Below are 22,400 nucleotides of genomic sequence, written 5' to 3'. Positions count from 1 at the left end.
AGAGGAGTCGGAACCAGGGCGGCATTGTAGCCGCTCGGGCCCCGGTTGCCCCGCTTTCGGGGCGCTTCCTGCGCCGTTTTGTTCCGTTCGGCGGTTATTCCTGCGCGGGCCCGGGCTCGGGGCGCGCCTGCGCTTCCGGCGCGGCGGCAGCCATTCCCTCGAACGATTGCCACTGGTTGCCGGTCAGGACCTGCAATGGCTGGAAGCGCGCCTTGTAGGCCATTTTGCGGCTGTCGGCGATCCAGTAGCCCAGGTACAGGTGCGGCAGCCCCAGTTCGCGGGTCTGGTTGATCTGCCAGAGGATGTTGTGGGTGCCGTAGCTGGCGCCCGTCACCAGCGGATCGTAGAACGTGTAGACCGACGACAGGCCGTCGTCCAGCACGTCGATCATGCTGACCATGCGTAGCCGGCCGGCTTCGGGAGATCCGGGCGGCTCGCGGAATTCCACCAGCCGGGAGTTCACGCGGCTTTGCAGCAGGAACTGTTCGTACTGGTCACGGCTGTCCTGGTCCATGCCGCCACCGGCATGACGCATCGACTGGTACAGCAGGTAAAGCGCGTAGTGCTCCTCGACGTAGGTCAGCGGCGCCACCAGTGCCTGGAGGTCCTGGTGCTGGCGCCACGCGCGGCGCTGGCTGCGATCGGGCTGGAACTGGTCCACCAGCACGCGGCACGGCGTGCATGCGCGGCATTCGTCGCAATACGGGCGATACGTGAAGATGCCGCTGCGGCGAAACCCGGCACGGACCAGCCGCGAATAGACATCGGCATTGATCAGGTGCGCGGGGGTGGCCACCTGCGAGCGCGCCATGCGGCCTTCCAGGTAGCTGCAAGCGTAGGGCGCCGTCGCATAAAACTGCAGCGCGGATAGCGGGAGTTCCTTCAGCTTGCTCATGACGTCGAATGAGGGGGCGGCGCGTCGGACGCCGGCATTGCCAGTCTGAGTGCAGTCTATCAGAGCCCATTGGGACACGTCTGCAAGTGCCTTTTTGCGTTGGCCGGCAACTTTGAGAATCGTCGTATTGCGGAGGCGGGTGAGGGGCTTCTACGATGTCTGCACGCTAACTTTCCAAGGAGAAAAATATGGCGTCGCTCACATTTTCCCACCCGGGCCAGGACGGTTCCGGAATGATTTCGGAGCTGGCCTTGGCCGACGCTTCACACACCAAACGCTGGAGCCGCTATGGCGACATGGCGGCGGTTGGGGCGGTCGCTGTCAGCATTCTGGCCGCTGTCTTCACCATGCTCGACTACCAGCGCAGCGTGTACGCGGATATGTTGAGGGTCGGGATCAAGGCCGAAGTCGCGCCGTTGATCACCAGGCTCGATGAGATGGACAAGCGGTTTAGCGCCAGGCTGGACAACGTGGACCGTCGTCTGGGCGACATAAACGGCCGTATCGATGAAACGAACCGCCGTCTCGACATTACCAATCAGCGCCTGGAAGGTCTGGCGAAGGATGTGGGCGAGATCAACGTCCGCGTCGGCAGGCTGGAGGGCCGCATCGGCAAATGATCGCCTGCGGCGGCTCAGCCGGCGCCGTTCGTGCCGTCCGCGCCGTCCGCGCCGTCCGCGCCGTTTGTGGCGGTCCAGCGCAAAAGTTCGGCCTTGTCGAAAGCCCAGGGATCGATCGCAGGCGCTGCTGCGGCAGCACGGACATGCGCGATGAAATCGGCGCGGGGGATCGGCACGGCGCCGAGTGAAGCCAGATGGTCGGTTTCCTGCTGGCAGTCGATCATGGCGACGCCGTGGCGTTCCAGGAACGCGCACAACGCAGCCAGCGCCAGCTTGGAAGCATCGGTGCGGTGGGCGAACATCGATTCTCCGTAGAACATCCGGCCCAGTGCCACCCCGTACAGCCCGCCAACCCGCTCGCCCTGGTACCAGGCTTCGACGGAATGGGCCAGTCCAAGGCGGTGCAGGGCGCCGTACGCGGCAATGATGTCGCCGGTGATCCACGTGCCGAGCTGGCCATCGCGCGGCGTCATGGCGCACGCGCGCATGACGGCGGTGAAGTTGTCGTCGACACGGATTTCCCAGTCAGGATCGCGCAGTACGCGTCGCAGCGTCTTGCGGAACGATGGGGAAATCTTGAGGTTTGCAGGCACCAGGACCATGCGTGGATCGGTACTCCACCACAACACGGGCTGGCCTTCGGAATACCAGGGGAAGATGCCCTGGCGATACGCCAGCAGCAGGCGCTGCGGGGTCAGGTCGCGGCTGGCTGCCAGCAGGCCGGGCGCGTCGCTGGCGTCGCCGAGCGCGCGCTCGACCGGCGGAAAGGGATCCTGCGGGTCGAGCCAGGTAATCATGCCGGGAACAGGGGCGGCGCGCCTTGCGACGCGGTCAGGGTGTAACCGTGGCGCGGCTGTCGAGCGGCCGCATGGGCTTGTCGATGTCCAGCGTATGCAGGCGGAAATCACCGGCCGAGATCCTGCCGGCTGCGCGGTCGGCAAAGAAGCAGCGCAGGGTATGGATCACGGTGGGGAAGGCCAGGTCGTCCCAGGGCACGTCGGCTTCGTCGACCAGCTTGACCTCCAGGCTTTCCTCGCCGGGAGCGATATCCAGGTCCTTCAGTTGCGCCAGGTAGAACAGGTGCACCTGGTGCACGTGCGGCACATTGAGCATCGAGAACAGCTCGCCCACCTCCACGCGCGCACCGGCTTCTTCGAGCGTCTCGCGCGAGGCGGCCTGGGCGGTGGTCTCGCCGATTTCCATGAAACCAGCGGGCAGCGTCCAGAACCCATAGCGGGGCTCGATGGCGCGCTTGCAGATCAGGATCTTGTCTTCCCAGACCGGAATCGTACCGACGACGTTGCGCGGATTGATGTAGTGGATGGTGCCGCAGTTGTCGCACATGCTGCGCGGGCGGTTGTCGCCTTCTGGCACACGCAAGACAACCGCATGACCACAGTTCGAGCAGAATTTCATGGGAGGCGTCCGGGAAGAATGGGGGCAAGTGTATCACCGCGCCGGGGCCGTGTTTTTGTGCCTGCATGAGGTGCAACACGGTGGTCCTTGCTCGCGAACGGGGAGATCGTCGCGATGCCAGCCGAACTGGAATCGGTTGTTGGCTCAGCCATCGAACCGGTGCTCGACGTAGCGGACCCGGAAATGAAAAAAGGCCTACGAGCAAGATGCTGTAAGCCTTCAATCAAGTTGGTTGCGGGGGCAGGATTTGAACCTGCGACCTTCGGGTTATGAGCCCGACGAGCTGCCAGACTGCTCCACCCCGCGTCCGTCGAAGCTGTGACTATAGCGAAGCTGGTGACGCATTGCAACAGAAACTTAAAAATTCTGTGATAGCGGTGCGTCTGTCCTATTGGAGCGCTTTTCCGCGCAGGCGTTCAGGTCGACTCGCGACTTTCGCTTGTGCGACGCGGTAGCGGTTGCCATGCGGCACTTTCGAACTCGAAGCTCTCGCGCTGCTTCAGGTCGTCGCGCTGCCAGATCACGCGGTCATGACGTACCGTGAGCATCCATGTCGTCGTGGCCAGTGGTTGGGGAGGATCGAATGCACGCGGCGTCAGCACCGCCACGCAGATGCCGGGTGCCGGGTCGCGTACCGATGTGTATCGGATCAGGCTGACGCCGGCTTCGCGGGCCACCTGCGCGAAGTCCTGGCAGGCGGCATGGGCAACGGGATTGGTCCACAGCGCGGCATCCTGAACGAATGGCGGCGCGTCCAGTGCCACGCCGTCGGCCTTGACCCCTACCTGGAACAGCGTCTGCGCGCGGGCGTCGATGCGGGGCAGGGCGGGGCTGTCCATCAGGAAGCGCCAGCGCCAATATCCCAGCTCGGCGCAGGCGGTACGTATCGTTTCCGCGCCATAGAAGACGCCAGGGTCTTGCCCGCGCCGGAAGCGCGAGCCCCATTCGGTGGGCGGATAGCGAAACGGGGTGAAGATCAGGTAGTGCAGATGGCGCGCGTCAGGCGGTACGGTTGGCTTGCCTGCGTCAATCACGGCTTCGAGGACGGCCTGTTCCTCGAGGGTGTCGACGAGCGGCATGGTCGAGACGACATGCTGGGCCTCCACGGCCCGCCACAGTGTGAGCGCAAACGGCTTGCGCTCAGATGCGACCGCGGGTGGCGTCCAGGTAGTGAACGACACGTACGAGGCCCTCAGTGGTGCGAATCAGTTCCAGTGGCTTGCCGCCAAGCCCGATGTTGTCGTGCGTCAGCCAGAGCCGTGCCTGTTCGTCATGACCGAGGATGGCGTCCAGCGAGCGGAACAGCCGGACAAAGAGCACGGCGAATTCCCATTCCTTGCGATGCGTGTCGAGCACATAGCCGCCCGATGCCATGCGCGACACCGATGCGGTGCTGATGCCCAGCACGCTGGCCACGATGGCCTGGCTGATGCCCAGAAACCCGGCCGCCCGCATGACCGCCTTGGTCAGCGTCACGCCGGGGTCGGGGCTGCTGCCGGGCGCGGTCTCCGGAATCTGCCTCGATTGCATCGCCTATGCTCCTGTTTCTTGAGAAACATTATAGGCGCCCGATTTCAGTTGGGAAGTTGCAAATCGCGACAGCTCCCGGTGGGGCTTCCTCAATAGGTTTCGATATGAAGCCGGCCCTCGGCGCGAAGCCGCGTTTCCACGTCGGCCCAGGACAGGCCAGCGCTGCCGCAAATCTCGGCAAACGCGTCGAGCACGCCTTCCTCCATGCCCTTGAGTCCGCAGATATAGACGTGTCCGTGCGGGTCGCCGAGCAGGGCGGCCACGCTGCCGCCCGCCTCGCGTATGGCGTCCTGCACATAGCGGCGCGGTACCTCGGGGTCGCGCGAGAACGCGAAATGGATGTCCAGGAAATCCTTGGGCAGTTTCAGCAGTGGGCCGAAGTACGGCAGCTCGCGCCGATTGCGGGCACCGAAGAACAGCAGCCGGCGGCCGTCGAAGTGCTGCATGTTGCGGCGCATGCGCTCGGTCATGGCGCGCATCGGCGCTGACCCCGTTCCGGTGCAGATCATCATCACGCTGGCCTCGCGGTGATTCGGCATCAGGAACGTATTGCCGAACGGTCCCACCACCTGCACCGCGTCGCCCTTGTTCAGGTCGCACAGGAAGTTCGACGCCACGCCGCGCACGGCATTGCCGTCGTGATCGGTCTCCACGCGCTTCACGGTCAGCGCCAGGTTGTTGTAGCCAGGGCGTTCGCCGTCGCGCGGGCTGGCCACCGAATACATGCGGATGTAGTGGGGCTTGCCCGACGCATCCACGCCCGGCGGCACGATACCGATGGCCTGGCCTTCGAGCACCGGAAAGAACTGGTTGCCCAGGTCCAGCACGATGTGGTGGATGTCGCTCGACGCATCGGCCTCGGTCAGCCGGTAGTTGCCGGCCACCGTGGCGGTCAGCGGCTCACGGATGCCGTGCAGGTTCACGTACGGGTGCGCTGCCGACCACGGTGCCTTTGGCGACGTGTGGCGGCTGGTTTCCACGGCCTGCACCGCGGGTGGCTTGCTCGATGCTGCTGCGTCCTCGATGGCCTGCCCGGCGGCGGCCGCAGCATCGATGGCGGCGTCGATGACCGCTTCGGTCAGCGGCACCTCGGCCGGCAACTCGTCCCAGCCGAACTGCGCGTCGATGCCGTAGGCCTGTCCTTTGAACATGGTGCGCCAGTTGTCGATGGCGCCCGTGGGGCAGGGCGACAGGCATGCACCGCAGCCGTTGCAGACGTCGGCCTTGACCACATAGTTGCGGTCGTCGTGGGTGATGGCATCGATCGGGCAGGTGTCTTCGCAGGTATTGCAGCGAATGCAGATTTCCGGATCGATCAGATGTTGCTTGATGATGTCGGCGGCGCCCATGATCGTCGTTCTCCCGCAGGTGTCAGTTGAAGCGCACGTATTCGAAGTCGACCGGCTGGCGATTGATGCCGATGGCCGGTGGCGCGATCCAGTTGGCGAACTTGCCGGGCTCCGCCACGCGGCCCATCAGCGATGCCACGTACTTGCGGTCGGCCTCGGTGGCCAGCCACTTGTCCTGGTTCGCATTCCATTCGGCCTCGGAGATCACGTCGCCGGTGGGCGATACATGCAGGTTGGCAAACGTGCCGATCTTGCGGTTGAACGCCTTGTGCGGCACGGTCAGCCGGAACGGAATGCCGGCCTTCTCGATAACCTTGTTCCAGCGCGCCACGCCGCCCACCGAATCCTTGATGTAGTCGTCGCGCAGCACCTCGTTCAGCGCGTTGAGCATGGGCACCTCGCGCTCGGCCAGCTTACCGTCGCGTACTTCCAGGATACGGTAGACATCGCCCTTGAGCAGGTGGTCGTCGGTGCGCTTGGTTTCCTCGAAGCGGCCCTTCAGGCCGGCGCTGTAGAACGTGGCCGCGTTCGACGACTGGTCGGCGCCGAACAGGTCGATCGTCACGCTGTAGTGGAAGTTCAGGTAGCGCTGGATGGTTTCCAGGTCGATCACGCCAGCCGCGCGCACGTCGGCCGGGTCCTGGATGTCGCGCTCGCGCATGACCTCGCAGGTGCGCTGGATCACGCGCGAGACGCCCGATTCGCCCACGAACATATGGTGGGCTTCCTCGGTCAGCATGAAGCGCGTGGTGCGCGCCAGCGGGTCGAAGCCCGACTCGGCCAGCGCGCAAAGCTGGAACTTGCCGTCGCGGTCGGTGAAGTACGTGAACATGAAGAACGACAGCCAATCGGGCGTGCGCTCGTTGAACGCACCCAGGATGCGCGGGTTGTCCTCGTCGCCCGAGCGGCGGCCCAGCAGCGCCTCGGCCTCCTCGCGGCCGTCGCGGCCGAAGTGGCGATGCAGCAGGTACACCATGGCCCACAGATGGCGGCCTTCTTCCACGTTCACCTGGAACAGGTTGCGCAGGTCGTACAACGACGGGGCCGTGAGGCCCAGGTGGCGCTGCTGCTCCACCGATGCCGGCTCGGTGTCGCCCTGCGTGACGATGATGCGGCGCAGGTTGGCGCGGTGCTCGCCCGGCACTTCCTGCCAGGCGGCCTGGCCCTTGTGCTCGCCGAAATGGATCTTGCGCTCGGCGTCGGCCGGTTGCAGGAAGATGCCCCAGCGGTAGTCGGGCATCTTCACGTGGTCGAAATGCGCCCAGCCGGACGGGTCCACGGACACCGCGGTACGCAGGTAGACATCGAAATTGTGCGAGCCGTCGGGGCCCATGTCGCGCCACCAGTCCAGGAAAGCCGGCTGCCAGTGCTCCAGTGCGCGCTGCAGGGTGCGGTCCTCGGACAGATTCACGTTGTTGGGAATCTTCTGGCTGTAGTCGATGCTCATTGCGGGTCTCCTGTTATTAGTGCCAGATCGGTGGGGGACGTGGGCGTCAGACGCGGTCCCAGTCGAAGCGTGCCTTGTTGCCGGTGCCGAATACCTTGAGCGCGCCGTGCTCGCCCACGGCGTTGGGGCGGTTGAAGATCCAGTTCTGCCATGCGGTCAGGCGGCCGAAGATGCGCGTTTCCATGGTTTCGTGGCCGCCGAAGCGCAGGTTGGCTTCGAGCCCGGTCAGCGCGTCGGGCGACAGGCTGGCCCGTTCCTCGATGGCGATACGGATCTCGTCTTCCCAGTCGATATCGTCCAGCGCGGCGGTGACCAGCCCCAGCGCCTCGGCCTGGGCACCATCGAGCGGCTGGCCGGCCTGTTCGCGCACGGCGGCGATGGCGTCGGCTTCCTCATAGAAGCGTGCCGCCAGCCGGGTCAGCCCATTTGGCATCGGATAGCGGCCAAAATTGGCGGCGCCGGCATGGATGCGCGGGCCTTCATCGGGCGTGTCGGGCAACTGGAGCATGTAGCTGCGGTCGGCGGCCAGCGCCAGTTCCAGCAAGGTGCCGGCAAAGCACGAGCCCGGTTCCACCAGTGCGAACAGGCTGCGCGACGACACGTCGAGCCGTGCCAGAGTCCGGCGCAGCATGCCGATGGTCTCGCGCACGAACCAGTGGCCTGCATGGGTATCCATCAGCGCATCGGCGGCCAGCACCTGAGCGGCATCGCCCTCGGTCTTCAGGATCCACATGCCCACGTCGAGGTGGTTGGTGCGCAGTGTCAGGATGGCGTCGTCGAGTTCGCGCGCCATTTTCAGCGGCCACCATTGCGCGCCGGCACGGACGATGCCGGGCAGGTCTTGCGGCTGCTCGCCGGTGGGGGCTGAGACGGTGATGGTGGCGTGGCGTGCGTCGCGGTCGATCTCGACGCGCATGGTGTCGTAGCGGTAGCCGGTGTCGCTGGCCTGGCGCGCCAGTGGCGTGAGCGTGACGCCAGTCTCGGCGCCGACCGCCGGGCGGTCGCTCTGTGCGGCCAGCGTCTGGGCGCGCTCGCGCACGTGCTCGGCAAAGCGGGCGGGTTTGACCACGTCGTCCACCAGCCGCCAGTCGCGGGCCCGCTGGCCGCGCACGCCTTCGGTGGTCAGGCAGAAGATGTCGGCGTGATCGCGGCGCACACGGCGCTTGTCGGTCACGCGCGTCAGGCCGCCGGTGCCGGGCAGCACGCCCAGCAGCGGCACTTCGGGCAGGCTCACGGCCGACGAGCGGTCGTCGATCAGCACGATTTCGTCGCAGGCCAGCGCCAGTTCATAGCCGCCGCCGGCCGTGGTGCCGTTGCAGGCGGCAATGAACTTGATGCCGGAATGGCGGCTGGCATCCTCGATGCCGTTGCGCGTTTCGTTGGTGAACTTGCAGAAATTGACTTTCCAGGCGTGGCTGGACTTGCCGAGCATGAAGATATTGGCGCCCGAGCAGAAGATGCGGTCCTTCATGCTTGTGAGAATCACGCTGCGCACTTCGGGGTGCTCGAAACGGATCCGCTGCAGGGCGTCGTGCAGTTCGATGTCGACACCCAGGTCATACGAATTGAGCTTGAGCGCGTAGCCAGGCCGCAGGCCGCCTTCCTCGTCCACATTCATCGCCAGCGTGGCAATGGGGCCGTCGAACGTGAGCTGCCAATGGCGGTATTGGTCCGGATGGCGCTCGAAGGTCACCGGCGAGGCGGAAGCGGGCGTGGCGATATCCGTCGACATGGGGGCGTCTCCTTGATGCACTATAGTGCTATTTCATTTGAGATGAAATATAGTGCATCGACGCGGGCGATGCAAGGCCCTGTGCCGAATACCCGGAAAACGCGAAGAACGGTGGAGGAAAGGCTAGTGCGCAGCCTGGCGCAATTGCGCCTGCAGAGTTTGCAGCGAGGTGGCGGCGTCCTGGCCGCTGGTGTCGATGGACAGGTCGGCGCGCGAATAGAGCGGGGTGCGGGCCTGCAGGATGCGGCGCAGGTCGGTCATGGCCTCGCGGTTACCTTCCATCGGCCGCATGTCGCCTTGCGCCACCACGCGCGCCATGTGCTGCTCGGGCGAAGTCTTGACCCAGACCGTCAGGCAGCGCGACAGCAGCAGGTTGAACGTGGCGGGTTCGGACACTAGGCTGCCAGGCGTGGCCAGCACCATGGCCTCGTGCTCGCGCAGCACGCGTTCGAGCGCGCGCATTTCGTAGCGGCGATAGGCGGCTTGCCCGTACAGCGAATGGATTTCCGACAGGCTCGCGCCGGCTTCCTGCTCGATCGCGGCATTGAGTTCGACGAACGGCATGTCCTCGGCGGCCGCCAGCGCACGGCCCAGCGTGGATTTGCCGGCGCCGCGCAGGCCGATCAGCGCAATCCGGCGGTGCCGCGCGTCGCGCGATTCCGCTGGCGACAGCGCGTGTTGCGCCGCCTCGCGCACGCGTGCCAGATCGCCGGCCGGCAACTGCGCCAGCCATTGCACCAGTTGCGAGAATTCGGTGGCGCGGTGGCTACCCTGGCCCGCGACCTGGCCATCCACTTCGGCAAGCACCACCGGCAGCGGCACGTCGAGCGCGCTGGCCACCTGGCGCAACAGCAGCACTGACGCGTTGCCGGTGCCGGTCTCCAGGTTGGCGAGGTAGCGCTCGGACACGTCGGCGCCGCGCGCCAGATCCTTGCGCGACATGCCGCGCGCCGCGCGCAGCGACCGGATGCGTTCGCCCAGCTGCGTCAGGTAAGGATCGCGCTCGCCTGCAGCGCGTGGCTCGCGCGCTTCGGCAGGGCTGTCGAGAGTCATGAGCGTTTCGGGGTCGCGACGCATGCTGATAGGAAAGAAGTGAAGCCGGTTGGGTCGGGCGCCGCATTATACGTGCAGCAAAATGCGTGGCGAGGCGGGCGGCTCGCTGTTCTATAGTGCATACCCTTGCTTGCATAATAGTCGATATGCAATAAAATGCATCGACAACGCGGCCGCGGCATCTGGCTGTCGTCACAAGAAGACAAACTGCTGGAAGCCATACCCACCGCGCCTGGTCTGGATGCGACGGTCCGGATGGCCAGAGGAGTGGAGACATGACGCCCCCGAACACCAGTACCGCCACTGCCAGCCAGGCAGGGCAGGCGGTGCCCCCGGCTGTATCGATCGCATCTCCTGTGCCGGCCGCCGACGCCAATGCCGGTGCCGAGCCCATTGTGCTGCCAGCGCGCTACAACGCCGCGCAAGATCTGCTCGCGCGCCAGCAGCAGGCCGGGCGGGGCGCCAAGCTGGCCTATGTGGACGACACCTCCACGCTGACTTTCTCCGAACTCGACGATCGCTGCCGCCGCTTTGCCGGCGCCTTGCGGCAGGCCGGCTTCCGGCGCGAGGAACGCGTGCTGCTGTGCGCGCTCGATACCATCGACTTTCCCACCGTGTTTCTGGGCTGCCTGCTGGCCGGCGTCGTGCCGGTGGCCGTCAACACACTACTGACTGTCGACGACTACGCGTACATGCTGGAACACAGTGGCGCACGGGCCGTGGTGGTGTCGGCGCCGCTGATGCCGACGATGCAGGCGGCGATCGACAAATCGGGCCTGACGCCCGATGTCATCATTGCCGCGCCGTACACGGCGCCTGCGACCGCCGCCGTGCCGACCGTGGCGAGCATGGTGGCCGATGCCGAGCCGTCCACCAGCGTTGCCGCCACGGGCCCGGACGACATGGCGTTCTGGCTATATTCATCGGGATCCACGGGCCGGCCTAAAGGCACGGTGCACACGCACGGCAACCTGTTCCATACGGCCGACCTGTATGCGCGGCGCGTGCTTGGCATCCGCGAGGACGACGTGGTGTTTTCGGCCGCCAAGCTGTTCTTTGCCTACGGGCTGGGCAACGCGCTGACGTTTCCGCTGTCGGTGGGCGCCACCACGGTGCTGATGGCCGAGCGGCCCACGCCGCAGGCCGTGTTCCAGCGGCTGGTGCAGCATCGCCCGACCGTGTTCTGCGGCGTGCCGACGCTGTTTGCCGGCATGCTGGCCGCCGCCGACCTGCCGCCGCGCGCCAGTGTGGCGCTGCGGGTGTGCACGTCGGCTGGCGAAGCGCTGCCGCGCGATATCGGCGACCGCTTCCTGGCGCATTTCGGCTGCGACATCCTGGACGGCATCGGCTCCACCGAGATGCTGCATATCTTCCTGTCGAACCGGCCCGGCGAGGTGCGCTATGGCACCACGGGCAAGCCGGTGCCGGGCTACGAGTTGAAGCTGCTGGACGAACAGGGCGAGCCCTGCGCGCCGGGCGAGATTGGCGACCTCTATATCAAAGGGCCGTCAGCAGCGCTGATGTACTGGTGCAACCGCGACAAGAGCCGCGATACATTCGTGGGCGCCTGGACGCGCAGCGGCGACAAGTACGCGTGCGATGCCGATGGCTATTACACGTACGCCGGCCGCAGCGACGACATGCTCAAGGTGGGTGGCATCTATGTGTCGCCGTTCGAGGTAGAGGCGGCACTGGCCCAGCATCCGGCCGTGCTGGAAGCGGCCGTGATCGGCGTGGCCGATGCCGACGACCTGATCAAGCCGAAGGCGTTCGTGGTGTTGCGCCCGGGCCAGCAATGGCACGACGGCATGGCCGCCGAGCTGCAGGCATTCGTCAAGACCAAGCTGGCGCCGTACAAGTATCCGCGCCAGATCGAGTGCGTGCCGGAATTGCCGAAGACGGCCACGGGCAAGATCCAGCGTTTTCGGCTACGCCAGCGTGAGGAAGCCGCGCGGCTATCGTAAGCAGGCAGTGGAATGGGTGGTGACATGGGCAGCGAACTGGTTCGAATTCCGTTCGACGGACGGCAGATAGACGTCGAGTACCAATGGCTGCGGCCCGAGCGCGAGCGGCGCCCGCTGATTGTGTTCCTGCACGAGGGGCTGGGCTCCATCGCCATGTGGCGCGATTTTCCGCGCCAGTTCTGCGAGACCGGCGACTTTCGCGGCCTGGTGTTTTCGCGCTACGGCTACGGCCGCTCCACGCCGCGTCCCCACGACGAGAAGTGGGGCGTCGATTTCATGCACCGGCAGGCGCGCGAAGCGATGCCGGCGCTGTTCGAGGCGCTTGGCATCGGCCCCGGCCGCCGGCATGGGCGGCCCTGGCTGCTGGGCCACAGCGACGGCGGATCGATCGCGCTGATCCATGCGGCAAGCTTTCCCGATGCCGTGGATGGCATGACCGTGCTGGCGCCACACATCGTGGTGGAAGACCTGTCGGTGTGCAGCATCGCCACCACGCGCGACGCCTACCTGAAAACCGACCTGCACGGCCGGCTGGCGCGCTATCACGCCGATGTGGATTCGGCGTTCTGGGGCTGGAACGACATCTGGCTCGATCCGGCATTCCGCCATTTCGACCTGCGCCCGCTGCTGGCCGATATCCGGTGTCCCGTGCTGGGCGTGCAGGGCGAGGACGACGAGTACGGCACCATGGCCCAGATCGAGGGTATCCAGCGATATGCCCCACAAACCGTACTGCTTAAACTCGCGCGCTGTGGGCATTCGCCACACCGCGACCAGGCGGGCGCATTGACGGCTGCGACCGTGGCGTTTATAACTGCAAATACTTCAATCCTAAAATAATTGGCGCCGGGCCAGGTCGCCCCCGATCCGGACCGCACGGCGCTGTCGGCTTCAGACCACCAGGAGGAGATTTCATGCATCGCAATGCATTGCGCAGGCTGCTGCACGCGCGTCGTCTTACCGCACCGCTGGCCGCCTTGGCGCTGCTGGCCGCTGGCACGGGCGCCGTGGCGCAGACCGCAGCGGCCCCGGCCGCGGGCGGCAAGGTCAAGGTTGGCTTCATGCTGCCGTACACGGGCACCTACGCGGCACTGGGCACCGCCATCGAGAACGGCTTCCGCATGTATGTGCAGCAGCAGGGCGGCAAGCTGGGCGGGCGCGATGTGGAGTACTTCAAGGTCGACGACGAATCGGACCCGGCCAAGGCCCCGGAAAACGCCACCAAGCTGATCCGGCGCGACCAGGTGGACGTGGTGGTGGGTACCGTTCACTCCGGCGTGCAGATGGGCATCGTCAAGGTGGCCAAGGAAAACAACACGCTGCTGATCATCCCGAACGCGGGCGTGGACGAAGCCACTGGCCCGCTGTGCGGCCCCAACATCTTCCGTTCGTCGTTCTCGAACTGGCAGCCCGGCTATGCCATGGGCCACGTGCTGGCCGAGCGCGGCATGAAGAAGGTGGTCACGCTGACCTGGAAATACGCGGCCGGCGAACAGTCGGTCAAGGGCTTCAAGGAAGCCTTCGAGGCCAAGGGCGGCAAGGTGGTCAAGGAGCTGAGCCTGCCGTTCCCGAACGTCGAGTTCCAGGCGCTGATCACCGAAGTGGCGTCGCTGAAGCCTGACGCCGTATTCGTGTTCTTTGCAGGCGGCGGCGCGGTCAAGTTCGTCAAGGACTGGCAGGCGGCAGGGCTGAAGGACAAGATTCCGCTCTACGGCTCGGGCTTCCTGACCGACGGCACGCTCGATGCCCAGGGCGCTGCCGCACAGGGCCTGGAAACCACGCTGCACTATGCCGATGGCCTGTCCAATGCGCGCGACAAGTCGTTCCGCCTGGACTACGCCAAGACCTACAAGCTGCAACCCGACGTCTATGCGGTGCAGGGATACGACGCGGCGCAACTGCTGGCCGCTGGCGCCAACGCCGTGAAGGGCGACATGACGCGCAAGCCGGACATCATCAAGGCCATGGAAGCGGCCAAGGTGGACAGCCCGCGCGGCGCATTCACGTTGTCGAAGGCCCACAACCCGGTGCAGGACTTCTATCTGCGCAAAGTGGATGGCCGCGAGAACAAGGTCAGCAGCGTGGCGGTGAAGGCGCTGGCCGATCCGGCACGCGGCTGCCGCCTGTAACGTCAACGTAATAGCAAGCCAGACGCGGCGCGATGGACATCGTTTCCTTTCTCATCCAGTGCCTGAACAGCGTGCAGTACGGCCTGCTGCTGTTCCTGGTGGCCAGCGGGCTGACGCTGATCTTCGGCATCATGGGCGTGATCAACCTGGCCCATGGCAGCTTCTACATGCTGGGGGCCTATATGGCCTTCACGCTGGCCAGCCTGACCGGCAACCTGTTCATCGCGCTGCCGCTGGGCATCGTGCTGGCCGTGCTGTTCGGCTACCTGCTGGAGTGGGCGTTCTTCAGCTACCTGTACCAGCGCGACCACCTGCAGCAGGTGCTGATGACCTACGGACTGATCCTGGTGTTCGAGGAACTGCGCAGCATCCTGGTGGGCGACGACGTGCACGGCGTGCCCGTGCCGGCGCTGCTGGACGGCGCGCTGCCCATCGGCAACGACATGACCTATCCGGTGTACCGGTTGTTCATCTCGGCGGTTTGCCTGCTGGTGGCGGGGGCCATGTACTACGTGATCCGGCGCACCCGGGTGGGCATGATGATCCGCGCCGGCGCCAGCAACCGCGAAATGGTGCAGTCGCTGGGCATCAACGTCACGGTGCTGTACCGCTTCGTGTTCGCGCTGGGCGTGGCACTGGCCGTGCTGGCGGGGATGATCGCGTCGCCGGTGTCGTCGGTGTATCCGGGCATGGGCGGGCAGGTGCTGATCATCTGCTTCGTGGTGGTGGTGATTGGCGGCATCGGGTCGGTCAAGGGCGCGCTGGTGGCGTCGCTGCTGATCGGCTTTGTCGATACGTTCGGCAAGGTGTTCTGGCAGGACGCCGCCGGCGTGCTGGTGTACCTGCTGATGGCCTTGATCCTGCTATGGAAGCCGCAGGGGTTGTTCAAGGCGGGCTGATATGAAATTTTCCAGGGCAGCAAACACCATGCAATCCGACTCGGACATGCCGCCGCAACAGGACGTCCGCCGCCCGGCATGGCTGGCGGCGATGGGATGGATCATCGCGCTGGCCGCGCTCTGCGCCGCGCCAATGCTGCTGACCGCCGAAAGCGACAAGTACTACATCGAGCTGCTCAGCAAGGTGATGATCATGGCGATCTTCGCGCTGTCGCTGCAGTTGCTGATTGGCTATACCGGGCTGGTCAGCCTGGGGCACGCGGCTTACTTTGCCATGGCCGCCTATGCCACCGCCATGCTGGCGCCCCAGAGCGGCGCGGGCAACGGCTGGCTGCTGTTGCTGGGCGCCGTGGGTTCTGCGGGCGCGCTGGCGCTGGTGGTGGGCACGCTGGTGCTGCGCACGCGCGGCATCTACTTCATCATGGTCACGCTGGCGTTTGCGCAGATGGTGTACTTCGTGTTCCACGACACCAAGATCGCCGGCGGCAGCGATGGCACCTATATCTACTTCCGCCCCGAGTTCGGCCTGTTCTCGGAATTGCCGCTGACCGTCAACGACCCGGTGCGGTTCTACTGGCTGGTGCTGGCTGGGCTGGTGGTGACGGTGGGCCTGCTGGCCGTGCTGCTGCGCTCGCGCTTTGGCCATGCGCTGGTGGGCATCCGCCACAACGAGCAGCGCATGCGCGCGGCCGGATTCGCCACCTATCGCTACCAGTTGGGCGCCTTCGTTGCCGGCGGCATGCTGGCCGGCCTGGCGGGATTTCTCTACGCCATCCAGTTCGGCTTCGTGAACCCTGAAATCGCGTCGTGGCACCAGTCGGGCAACGCCATGCTGATGGTGATCCTGGGCGGCGTGGGCAGCCTGGCCGGCGCCGTACTGGGTGCATTCTCGTTCGTGCTGCTGGCCGAGTGGTTCAGCACGCTGACCAAGCACTGGCAGTTACTGATGGGCGGCTTCATCATCATCGCCGTGGCGCTGCTGCCGCGCGGCCTGGTGAGCGTGCCGGCCGTGTTGCGGCACCGGTCGCCGCGCCGTGCCCGGCGCGACCCCGCCGCCGAATCGAACACGCATAGCCAGGAGGCCGCATGACGACTGTCGCACCCGTGCCGGTCATGCGTGCCGAGATGCTGTCGCGCCGCTTTGGCGGCCTGACCGCCGTCAACCAGGTGGACCTGACGCTGCAACTGAACGAGATCCACGCCGTGATCGGTACCAACGGCGCGGGCAAGTCGACGCTGATCAACCTGCTGTCCGGCGAACTGCCGCCATCGGAAGGGCAGCTCTTTCTGCAGGGGCAGGATGTCACGGGCTGGCCGCAGCCGAAGCTGGCGCGCCATGGGGTGGGGCGCAGCTATCAGCGCAACAACATCTTCCTGCCGCTGACCGTGCGTGAGAACTGCCGCCTGGCGGCGCAGTCGCGTGCGCAGCGTGCGTGGCGGCTCTGGGAGCCCGCGCAGGGCTGCCGCACCAGCCGGGCGCTGGCCGACGAGGCGCTGGAACGCGCCGGCCTGGCGCAGCATGCAAACCGCGTGGCCAGCGAACTGGCCCACGGCCAGAAGCGCCAGCTGGAAGTGGCGATGTGCCTGGCCACCGAGCCCGTGGCGCTGCTGCTGGACGAGCCGTTGGCAGGCATGGGCGCCGAGGAATCGGCCCGCATGCTCGACCTGCTGCGCGGGCTGCGCGAGGGCCACGCGATCCTGCTGGTCGAACACGACATGGAAGCCGTGTTCGCGGTGGCAGACCGCATCACCGTGATGGTCAACGGCACGGTAATCGCGTCGGGCGATCCGGCCAGCATCCGCGCCAACCGTGAGGTGCAACTGGCCTACCTGGGCGAAGAGGAGGGGGCCACCGCATGAGTGCTGCTGCTACCGCCATCATCGAGGCCACCGGCCTGAACGCCTGGTACGGATCGAGCCACGTGCTGCGCGGCATCGATTTTCATGTGAATCCCGGCGAGACGGTCGGGCTGCTGGGCCGCAACGGCATGGGCAAGAGCACGCTGTTGCGCACGCTGCTGGGCCATGTGCGCGAGCGCGAGGGCGCCATCCGCGTGGCCGGCCGCGAGATGTCGCGCGCCCGGCCGCACGAGGTGGCCCGGCTCGGCGTGGCCTATGTGCCCGAAGGGCGTGGCATTTTTCCGAATCTGAGCGTGCGCGAGAACCTGCTGATGGCGGCCCGCGCCGGCTGCGGCGGCCGCAAGGACTGGGACGAGGCGCGCGTGCTGGACCTGTTCCCCCGGCTCAAGGAGCGTCTTACGCATGGCGGCCAGCAGTTGTCCGGCGGCGAGCAGCAAATGCTGTCGATTGGCCGGGCGCTGATGACCAATCCCGATTGCCTGATCCTGGACGAGGCCACCGAGGGCCTGGCGCCGCGCATCGTCCACGAGATCTGGAACGTGATCGCCACCGTGCGCGGCACCGGCATTGCGTCGATCGTGGTGGATCGCAACTACCGGGCCGTGCTGAATCATGCCGACCGCGTGGTCGTGCTGGAAAAAGGGCAGGTGGTCATGGCCGGCCCGGCAGCCAAGCTGGCCGAGGCGCCCGCCGCGCTGGACCGATACCTCGGGGTTTGAGCGCCGCCGCGCGGCTGACGCGCGTTTCATCAAGCGGCGCATCCGGCATTTGTGTCGCTGCCTGACAACATCCCGACGGTGGGCCTTCCCACCGTCGCGGCGTCGGCGGGGCTTGACCCCACCCGGCTTCTTTCCCATGCTTGATCGGTCGTGCCCCGTGACATCGGCATTTCCACAGTGGTCGGCTCACGACACTTCATCTAGAATGCGCGCGTTTGTGCAACGCAATAGAAACTGAGAAGGCCAATACGCCCCATCGGGGACCGGAGCCGCTAGCGTGAGAGAAATCGTGCCTTATGAAGCACTTTGGAGGGACTGCCCACTGGCGCCATGCCAGGGCAGCCAAGGTCAGGCACGGGAGGCGCGAGCCGGTTCACCTGACCCAATTCCATGACCCAATCCGCAACCACCAGCCATTACTTCGTCGAAAGTCCGAGCACCCGTACGCTCGTGATCGGCGCGATCGGCGTCGTCTTTGGCGACATCGGCACCAGTCCCCTGTACGCGCTGAAGGAGTGTTTCAGCAAGGACCACGGCATCCCGTTTAGCCCCGAGGCGGTGCTGGGCATCATCTCGCTGCTGTTCTGGGCAATGATCGTCGTCGTTTCGATCAAATACGTATTGTTCGTGATGCGCGCGGACAACGATGGCGAAGGCGGCGTACTGGCGCTGATGGCGCTGGCGCTGCGCACGGCGGCCCCGCGTTCGCGCATGGCCAAGCTGATCATGATGTCGGCCATCTTCGGCGCCTGCATGTTCTATGGCGATGCCGTGATCACGCCCGCCATTTCGGTGCTGTCGGCCGTGGAGGGGCTGGAGATCGCCGCGCCCGGGCTCTCGCACTTTGTGATCCCGATCACGTTATCGATCCTGTGCGTGCTGTTCGTGATCCAGCGGCACGGCACCAGCGCGGTGGGCAAGCTCTTCGGCCCGATCATGGTGGTGTGGTTCCTGGCGCTGGGCGGGCTGGGCATCTTCAACCTGATGCAATCGCCCGAGATCCTCAAGGCCATCAACCCCTGGTACGGCATCTCGTTCCTGATCGAGCATTCGCTGCAGGCGTTCATCGTGCTGGGAAGCGTGTTCCTGGTGCTGACCGGGGCCGAGGCGCTCTATATCGACATGGGCCACTTTGGCGCCAAGCCCATCCGCTACGGCTGGTTCGTGCTGGTGATGCCGTGCCTGATGCTGAACTACTTCGGCCAGGGCGCGATGCTGCTGGGCAACCCGGTGGCCATCGAGAACCCGTTCTTCCTGATGGTGCCTGACCTGCTGCAGTTGCCCATGGTGCTGCTGGCCACGGCGGCCACGGTGATCGCGTCGCAGGCGGTAATCTCGGGCGCGTTCTCGCTGACCAGCCAGGCGATCCAGCTCGGGTTCCTGCCGCGCATGCGCATCCAGTACACCTCGGCGGCGGAAATCGGCCAGATCTACCTGCCGGTGATCAACTGGGCGCTGCTGGTGCTGGTGTTCGCGGTGGTGCTGTCGTTCCGCAAGTCCGAGAACCTGGCTGCCGCCTACGGTATCGCGGTGACCACCACGATGCTGATCACCACGTTCCTGGCGGTCATCGTCATGCGCCGTTTCTGGAAGTGGAACCGGGTGCTGGTGACGCTGCTGGGTGCATCGTTCCTGATCGTCGACCTGTCGTTCTTCTCGGCCAACCTGCTCAAGGTGGCGGAGGGCGGCTGGTTCCCGCTGCTGATGGGCAGCACGGCGTTCTTCCTGCTGATGACCTGGCACAGCGGCCGCAAGCTGCTGCGTGCGCGCAGCCTGGAGGACGGCATTCCGCTGGAGCCGTTCATCGCCGGCCTGCTGGCCCATCCGCCGCATCGCGTGGAAGGCACGGCCGTGTTCCTGACGGGCAGCACCGAGTCGGTGCCGGTGTCGCTGCTGCATAACCTCAAGCACAACCGCGTGCTGCATGAGCGCGTGGTGTTCCTGAGCTTTGTCACGCGTGACATTCCCTACGTGGACGACGATCGCCGGCTGAGCTGCAAGGACCTGGGGGGTGGTGTGTTCATCCTGGCGTCCGAATACGGTTTCAAGGAAACGCCGGACGTGAACCGCGTGCTCGACCTGGCCCAGCGCAAGCTGGACATGCATTTCGAGCTGATGGAAACGTCATTCTTCATCGCCCGCGAGACGGTGATTCCGTCCAAGCTGCCGGGCATGTCGATGTGGCGCGAGCGCCTGTTCGCGTGGATGCATCAGAACGGCGCCAAGCCGTCCGACTTCTTCTCGATCCCCGCCAACCGCGTGGTGGAACTGGGAACGAAGGTGGAGATTTGAGTTTGTAGGGGGGGTGGCTCCCCTCTCCCGCGTAGCGGGAGAGGGGAGCAAAAAGGCTGGCGGGAGAGGGACGCCGCAGCCGGGCAGGAGAGGTGTCTAACCTCAGCGCTTCAGCTTCGCAAACGCAGCCGCCATGGCGCCTTGCGATTCCGTCTCACGACGGTTGTTGTTGCCGCTGAAGCCGCGATTGTTGCCGCCGCCGCTGCGCGGTGCGCTGCGATCGCCGCCACCGGTGCGGGGGGCCTGCTGGCCCGGCTCGTCGTCCAGGCGCATGGTCAGGCCGATACGGTTGCGCTTGACGTCCACTTCCATCACCTTGACCTTGACGATCTGGCCAGCCTTGACCACCTCGTGCGCGTCCTTGACGAACTTGGACGACAGCGCCGAAATGTGGACCAGGCCGTCCTGGTGCACGCCGATGTCGACGAAAGCGCCGAAGGCGGCCACGTTCGTGACCACGCCTTCCAGGACCATGCCCGGCTGCAGGTCCTTCACGTCTTCCACACCTTCCTGGAACGTCGCGGTCTTGAACTCGGGGCGCGGGTCGCGGCCCGGCTTTTCGAGTTCGGTCAGGATGTCGCGCACTGTCGGCAGGCCGAACTTGTCGTCGGCAAACTGCTGGGGTGCCAGGCCGCGCAGGCTTTCGCGGTTGCCCATCACATCGCGCAGGCCCTTCTTGATGTGCTCCAGGATCTTCTGCACCACCGGATAGGCTTCCGGGTGCACCGACGAACGGTCGAGCGGGTTGTCGCCATCATTGATGCGCAGGAAGCCCGCGGCCTGTTCGAACGTCTTGTCGCCCAGGCGCGGCACCTTCTTCAGCGAGTCGCGGTTGGCGAACGCGCCATTGGCATCGCGGAATTCCACGATGTTGCGCGCCAGCACCGAGTTCAGGCCCGACACGCGCGCCAGCAGCGGCGCCGATGCGGTATTCACGTCCACGCCCACGGCGTTCACGCAGTCTTCCACCACGGCGTCCAGCGCACGTGCCAGCTCGCGCTGGTTCACATCGTGCTGGTACTGGCCCACGCCAATCGACTTCGGATCGATCTTCACCAGTTCGGCCAGCGGGTCCTGCAGGCGGCGCGCAATCGACACCGCGCCACGCAGCGACACGTCCAGCTCAGGGAATTCCTTGGCCGCCAGTTCCGACGCCGAGTACACCGACGCGCCAGCCTCGCTGACCACGATCTTGGTCAGCTTCAGTTCCGGGGCGCCCTTCATCAGGTCTTGCACGAGCTTGTCGGTCTCGCGGCTGGCCGTGCCGTTGCCGATCGAGCACAGTGCCACGTTGTGCTGCTTCGCCAGGCGGGCCATCGTGGCCAGCGAGCCGGCCCAGTCACGGCGCGGCTCGTGCGGATAGATCGTGGCGGTGTCCAGCAGCTTGCCCGTGGCGTCCACCACGGCGATCTTGCAGCCGGTGCGGATGCCCGGATCGATGCCCATCACGGACTTCGGGCCGGCCGGTGCGGCCAGCAGCAGTTCGTGCAGGTTGCGGCCGAACACCTTGATGGCCTCGCCCTCGGCGGTTTCGCGCAGTTGCGTCAGCAGTTCGGTTTCGATGTGCGGCTGCACCTTGACGCGCCAGCACCAGCGGCACACGTCGGCCAGCCACTTGTCGGCCGGCCGGTTGCGGTTCTCGATGCCGACGTGGCGCGCGATCATGCCTTCGCACGGATGCGGCACCATCGCGTCCTGTTCTTCGCCCAGGCCCAGCTTCACCAGCAGCACGCCCGCGTTGCGGCCACGGAACAGCGCCAGCGCGCGGTGCGACGGCACGGTGCGGATCGTCTCGCTGTACTCGTAGTAGTCGCGGAATTTCTCTTCCTCGGCGTTTTCCTTGCCTTCCATCACCGAGGACGTCACCACGCCGTTGTTCCACAGGTGGTCACGCAGCTTGCCCAGCAGTTCGGCCGTTTCGCCAAACTGCTCGGACAGGATATCGCGCGCGCCGTCGAGCGCGGCCTTGACGTCGGGCACGCCGCCGTCGGCGGTGGGGTTGCCGTTGACGTACTTGGCGGCCTCGGCCTGCGGATCGAGCGTAGGGTCGGCCAGCAGCGCCTGGGCCAGCGGCTCCAGGCCGCATTCGCGGGCGATCTGGGCGCGGGTGCGGCGCTTTGGCTTGTAGGGCAGGTAGAGGTCTTCCAGCGTCTGCTTGGTCTCGGCTGCTTCGATGGCCGTGCGCAGTTCGTCGGTGAGCTTGCCCTGTTCCTCGATCGACGCCAGGATCGTGGCGCGACGGTCTTCCATGTCGCGCAGGTACAGCAGGCGTTCTTCCAGCGTGCGCAGCTGGGTGTCGTCCAGGTTGTCGGTCACTTCCTTGCGGTAGCGGGCGATGAACGGCACCGTGGCGCCTTCGTCCAGGAGACCTACGGCAGCCGCCACCTGGCGGGGTTGCACGGAGAGTTCGGCCGCGATCAGCGACACAATCTTTTGCAGGACGGAAGCAGGCAGATTGGACATCGAGAAAACGAGTCAGTCGAAAGCGGGGGATT

Annotated in this window: 19 protein-coding genes and 1 tRNA gene; 9 read left to right on the top strand and 11 right to left on the bottom strand. The window is 65.8% G+C overall.

From position 1 onward, the window contains the following. Positions 1 to 94: 94 nt before the first annotated feature. Positions 95 to 895: an arginyltransferase gene (locus tag MFF62_RS00750; protein ID WP_238259030.1), complete on the bottom strand. Its 801-nt coding sequence runs from the start codon at positions 893 to 895 to the stop codon at positions 95 to 97. A 188-nt stretch (positions 896 to 1,083) separates the two neighbouring features. Here MFF62_RS00750 and MFF62_RS00745 point away from each other — a divergent pair, with 188 nt between their 5' ends. Continuing rightward, positions 1,084 to 1,515, top strand: a complete 432-nt coding sequence (locus MFF62_RS00745; protein ID WP_238259029.1) for a hypothetical protein — start codon at positions 1,084 to 1,086, stop codon at positions 1,513 to 1,515. Positions 1,516 to 1,529: 14 nt separating this feature from the next. On the opposite strand, the gene aat is transcribed toward MFF62_RS00745, so the two are convergent. The 9 genes from aat to MFF62_RS00700 all read right to left on the bottom strand — a co-directional run bounded on the left by aat (position 1,530) and on the right by MFF62_RS00700 (position 10,066). After that, entirely contained in the window at positions 1,530 to 2,312 is a 783-nt protein-coding gene (aat, locus tag MFF62_RS00740) for a leucyl/phenylalanyl-tRNA--protein transferase (protein ID WP_238259028.1), read from the bottom strand. A gap of 34 nt (positions 2,313 to 2,346) precedes the next feature. Beyond that, entirely contained in the window at positions 2,347 to 2,931 is a 585-nt protein-coding gene (locus MFF62_RS00735; protein WP_238259027.1) for an NUDIX hydrolase, read from the bottom strand. Between the two features lie 229 nt (positions 2,932 to 3,160). Next, positions 3,161 to 3,237 (bottom strand) — tRNA-Met (locus tag MFF62_RS00730). A gap of 110 nt (positions 3,238 to 3,347) precedes the next feature. Next, positions 3,348 to 4,112 (bottom strand): RES family NAD+ phosphorylase, encoded by a 765-nt coding sequence (locus tag MFF62_RS00725; RefSeq protein ID WP_238259026.1) that lies wholly within the window; start codon positions 4,110 to 4,112, stop codon positions 3,348 to 3,350. Beyond that, complete coding sequence (locus MFF62_RS00720; RefSeq protein WP_238259025.1) at positions 4,072 to 4,461, bottom strand: antitoxin Xre/MbcA/ParS toxin-binding domain-containing protein; 390 nt, start codon at positions 4,459 to 4,461, stop codon at positions 4,072 to 4,074. Before MFF62_RS00720 ends, MFF62_RS00725 begins: the two co-directional genes overlap by 41 nt. 89 nt (positions 4,462 to 4,550) lie before the next feature. Then, complete coding sequence (boxA, locus tag MFF62_RS00715) at positions 4,551 to 5,810, bottom strand: benzoyl-CoA 2,3-epoxidase subunit BoxA (RefSeq protein WP_238259024.1); 1,260 nt, start codon at positions 5,808 to 5,810, stop codon at positions 4,551 to 4,553. Between the two features lie 22 nt (positions 5,811 to 5,832). Continuing rightward, entirely contained in the window at positions 5,833 to 7,257 is a 1,425-nt protein-coding gene (gene boxB, locus MFF62_RS00710; protein ID WP_238259023.1) for a benzoyl-CoA 2,3-epoxidase subunit BoxB, read from the bottom strand. Positions 7,258 to 7,303: 46 nt separating this feature from the next. Then, complete coding sequence (boxC, locus tag MFF62_RS00705; RefSeq protein WP_238259022.1) at positions 7,304 to 8,989, bottom strand: 2,3-epoxybenzoyl-CoA dihydrolase; 1,686 nt, start codon at positions 8,987 to 8,989, stop codon at positions 7,304 to 7,306. Positions 8,990 to 9,112: 123 nt separating this feature from the next. Beyond that, positions 9,113 to 10,066, bottom strand: a complete 954-nt coding sequence (locus MFF62_RS00700; RefSeq protein ID WP_238259021.1) for a helix-turn-helix transcriptional regulator — start codon at positions 10,064 to 10,066, stop codon at positions 9,113 to 9,115. A gap of 251 nt (positions 10,067 to 10,317) precedes the next feature. Between MFF62_RS00700 and MFF62_RS00695 the strand changes: the two genes are divergently transcribed. From MFF62_RS00695 to MFF62_RS00660, 8 genes are all read left to right on the top strand, one after another. After that, positions 10,318 to 12,006 (top strand): benzoate-CoA ligase family protein, encoded by a 1,689-nt coding sequence (locus MFF62_RS00695; RefSeq protein ID WP_238259020.1) that lies wholly within the window; start codon positions 10,318 to 10,320, stop codon positions 12,004 to 12,006. A 24-nt stretch (positions 12,007 to 12,030) separates the two neighbouring features. Continuing rightward, positions 12,031 to 12,846 (top strand): alpha/beta fold hydrolase, encoded by an 816-nt coding sequence (locus MFF62_RS00690; protein WP_238260028.1) that lies wholly within the window; start codon positions 12,031 to 12,033, stop codon positions 12,844 to 12,846. A gap of 74 nt (positions 12,847 to 12,920) precedes the next feature. Next, positions 12,921 to 14,135 carry an ABC transporter substrate-binding protein gene (locus MFF62_RS00685; protein ID WP_238259019.1) on the top strand — a complete coding sequence of 405 codons (1,215 nt, stop codon included), beginning with the start codon at positions 12,921 to 12,923 and terminating at the stop codon, positions 14,133 to 14,135. Positions 14,136 to 14,167: 32 nt separating this feature from the next. After that, positions 14,168 to 15,034 (top strand): branched-chain amino acid ABC transporter permease, encoded by an 867-nt coding sequence (locus tag MFF62_RS00680; protein ID WP_238259018.1) that lies wholly within the window; start codon positions 14,168 to 14,170, stop codon positions 15,032 to 15,034. 28 nt (positions 15,035 to 15,062) lie between these two features. Further along, positions 15,063 to 16,124 carry a branched-chain amino acid ABC transporter permease gene (locus tag MFF62_RS00675; protein ID WP_238259017.1) on the top strand — a complete coding sequence of 354 codons (1,062 nt, stop codon included), beginning with the start codon at positions 15,063 to 15,065 and terminating at the stop codon, positions 16,122 to 16,124. Further along, positions 16,121 to 16,894 (top strand): ABC transporter ATP-binding protein, encoded by a 774-nt coding sequence (locus MFF62_RS00670; protein WP_238259016.1) that lies wholly within the window; start codon positions 16,121 to 16,123, stop codon positions 16,892 to 16,894. The genes MFF62_RS00675 and MFF62_RS00670 overlap by 4 nt, the downstream gene beginning before the upstream one ends. Next, entirely contained in the window at positions 16,891 to 17,613 is a 723-nt protein-coding gene (locus MFF62_RS00665) for an ABC transporter ATP-binding protein (protein WP_238259015.1), read from the top strand. The genes MFF62_RS00670 and MFF62_RS00665 overlap by 4 nt, the downstream gene beginning before the upstream one ends. A 390-nt stretch (positions 17,614 to 18,003) precedes the next feature. Then, positions 18,004 to 19,905 (top strand): potassium transporter Kup, encoded by a 1,902-nt coding sequence (locus tag MFF62_RS00660; protein ID WP_238259014.1) that lies wholly within the window; start codon positions 18,004 to 18,006, stop codon positions 19,903 to 19,905. 102 nt (positions 19,906 to 20,007) lie between these two features. Here the strand turns inward: MFF62_RS00660 and MFF62_RS00655 are convergent, their stop codons facing one another. Further along, positions 20,008 to 22,368 (bottom strand): Tex family protein, encoded by a 2,361-nt coding sequence (locus MFF62_RS00655; RefSeq protein ID WP_238259013.1) that lies wholly within the window; start codon positions 22,366 to 22,368, stop codon positions 20,008 to 20,010. Between the last annotated feature and the right edge of the window lie 32 nt (positions 22,369 to 22,400).

This window comes from Cupriavidus pauculus (assembly GCF_022179805.1).
Classification (GTDB): Bacteria; Pseudomonadota; Gammaproteobacteria; order Burkholderiales; family Burkholderiaceae; genus Cupriavidus; species Cupriavidus pauculus_E.
This window is presented reverse-complemented; position numbering and strand designations above follow the sequence as displayed.

Bases quoted from the DNA above. Each gene is read 5' to 3' on its own strand.
- MFF62_RS00745 (WP_238259029.1), top strand. From the start codon at position 1,084: ATGGCGTCGCTCACATTTTCCCACCCGGGCCAGGACGGTTCCGGAATG.
- MFF62_RS00690 (WP_238260028.1), top strand. From the start codon at position 12,031: ATGGGCAGCGAACTGGTTCGAATTCCGTTCGACGGACGGCAGATAGAC.
- MFF62_RS00695 (WP_238259020.1), top strand. From the start codon at position 10,318: ATGACGCCCCCGAACACCAGTACCGCCACTGCCAGCCAGGCAGGGCAG.
- MFF62_RS00685 (WP_238259019.1), top strand. From the start codon at position 12,921: ATGCATCGCAATGCATTGCGCAGGCTGCTGCACGCGCGTCGTCTTACC.
- MFF62_RS00655 (WP_238259013.1), bottom strand. From the start codon at position 22,368: ATGTCCAATCTGCCTGCTTCCGTCCTGCAAAAGATTGTGTCGCTGATC.
- MFF62_RS00665 (WP_238259015.1), top strand. From the start codon at position 16,891: ATGAGTGCTGCTGCTACCGCCATCATCGAGGCCACCGGCCTGAACGCC.
- boxB (WP_238259023.1), bottom strand. From the start codon at position 7,257: ATGAGCATCGACTACAGCCAGAAGATTCCCAACAACGTGAATCTGTCC.
- MFF62_RS00660 (WP_238259014.1), top strand. From the start codon at position 18,004: ATGACCCAATCCGCAACCACCAGCCATTACTTCGTCGAAAGTCCGAGC.
- boxC (WP_238259022.1), bottom strand. From the start codon at position 8,989: ATGTCGACGGATATCGCCACGCCCGCTTCCGCCTCGCCGGTGACCTTC.
- MFF62_RS00675 (WP_238259017.1), top strand. From the start codon at position 15,063: ATGCAATCCGACTCGGACATGCCGCCGCAACAGGACGTCCGCCGCCCG.
- MFF62_RS00700 (WP_238259021.1), bottom strand. From the start codon at position 10,066: ATGCGTCGCGACCCCGAAACGCTCATGACTCTCGACAGCCCTGCCGAA.
- MFF62_RS00680 (WP_238259018.1), top strand. From the start codon at position 14,168: ATGGACATCGTTTCCTTTCTCATCCAGTGCCTGAACAGCGTGCAGTAC.
- MFF62_RS00670 (WP_238259016.1), top strand. From the start codon at position 16,121: ATGACGACTGTCGCACCCGTGCCGGTCATGCGTGCCGAGATGCTGTCG.
- aat (WP_238259028.1), bottom strand. From the start codon at position 2,312: ATGATTACCTGGCTCGACCCGCAGGATCCCTTTCCGCCGGTCGAGCGC.
- MFF62_RS00735 (WP_238259027.1), bottom strand. From the start codon at position 2,931: ATGAAATTCTGCTCGAACTGTGGTCATGCGGTTGTCTTGCGTGTGCCA.
- boxA (WP_238259024.1), bottom strand. From the start codon at position 5,810: ATGGGCGCCGCCGACATCATCAAGCAACATCTGATCGATCCGGAAATC.
- MFF62_RS00720 (WP_238259025.1), bottom strand. From the start codon at position 4,461: ATGCAATCGAGGCAGATTCCGGAGACCGCGCCCGGCAGCAGCCCCGAC.
- MFF62_RS00750 (WP_238259030.1), bottom strand. From the start codon at position 895: ATGAGCAAGCTGAAGGAACTCCCGCTATCCGCGCTGCAGTTTTATGCG.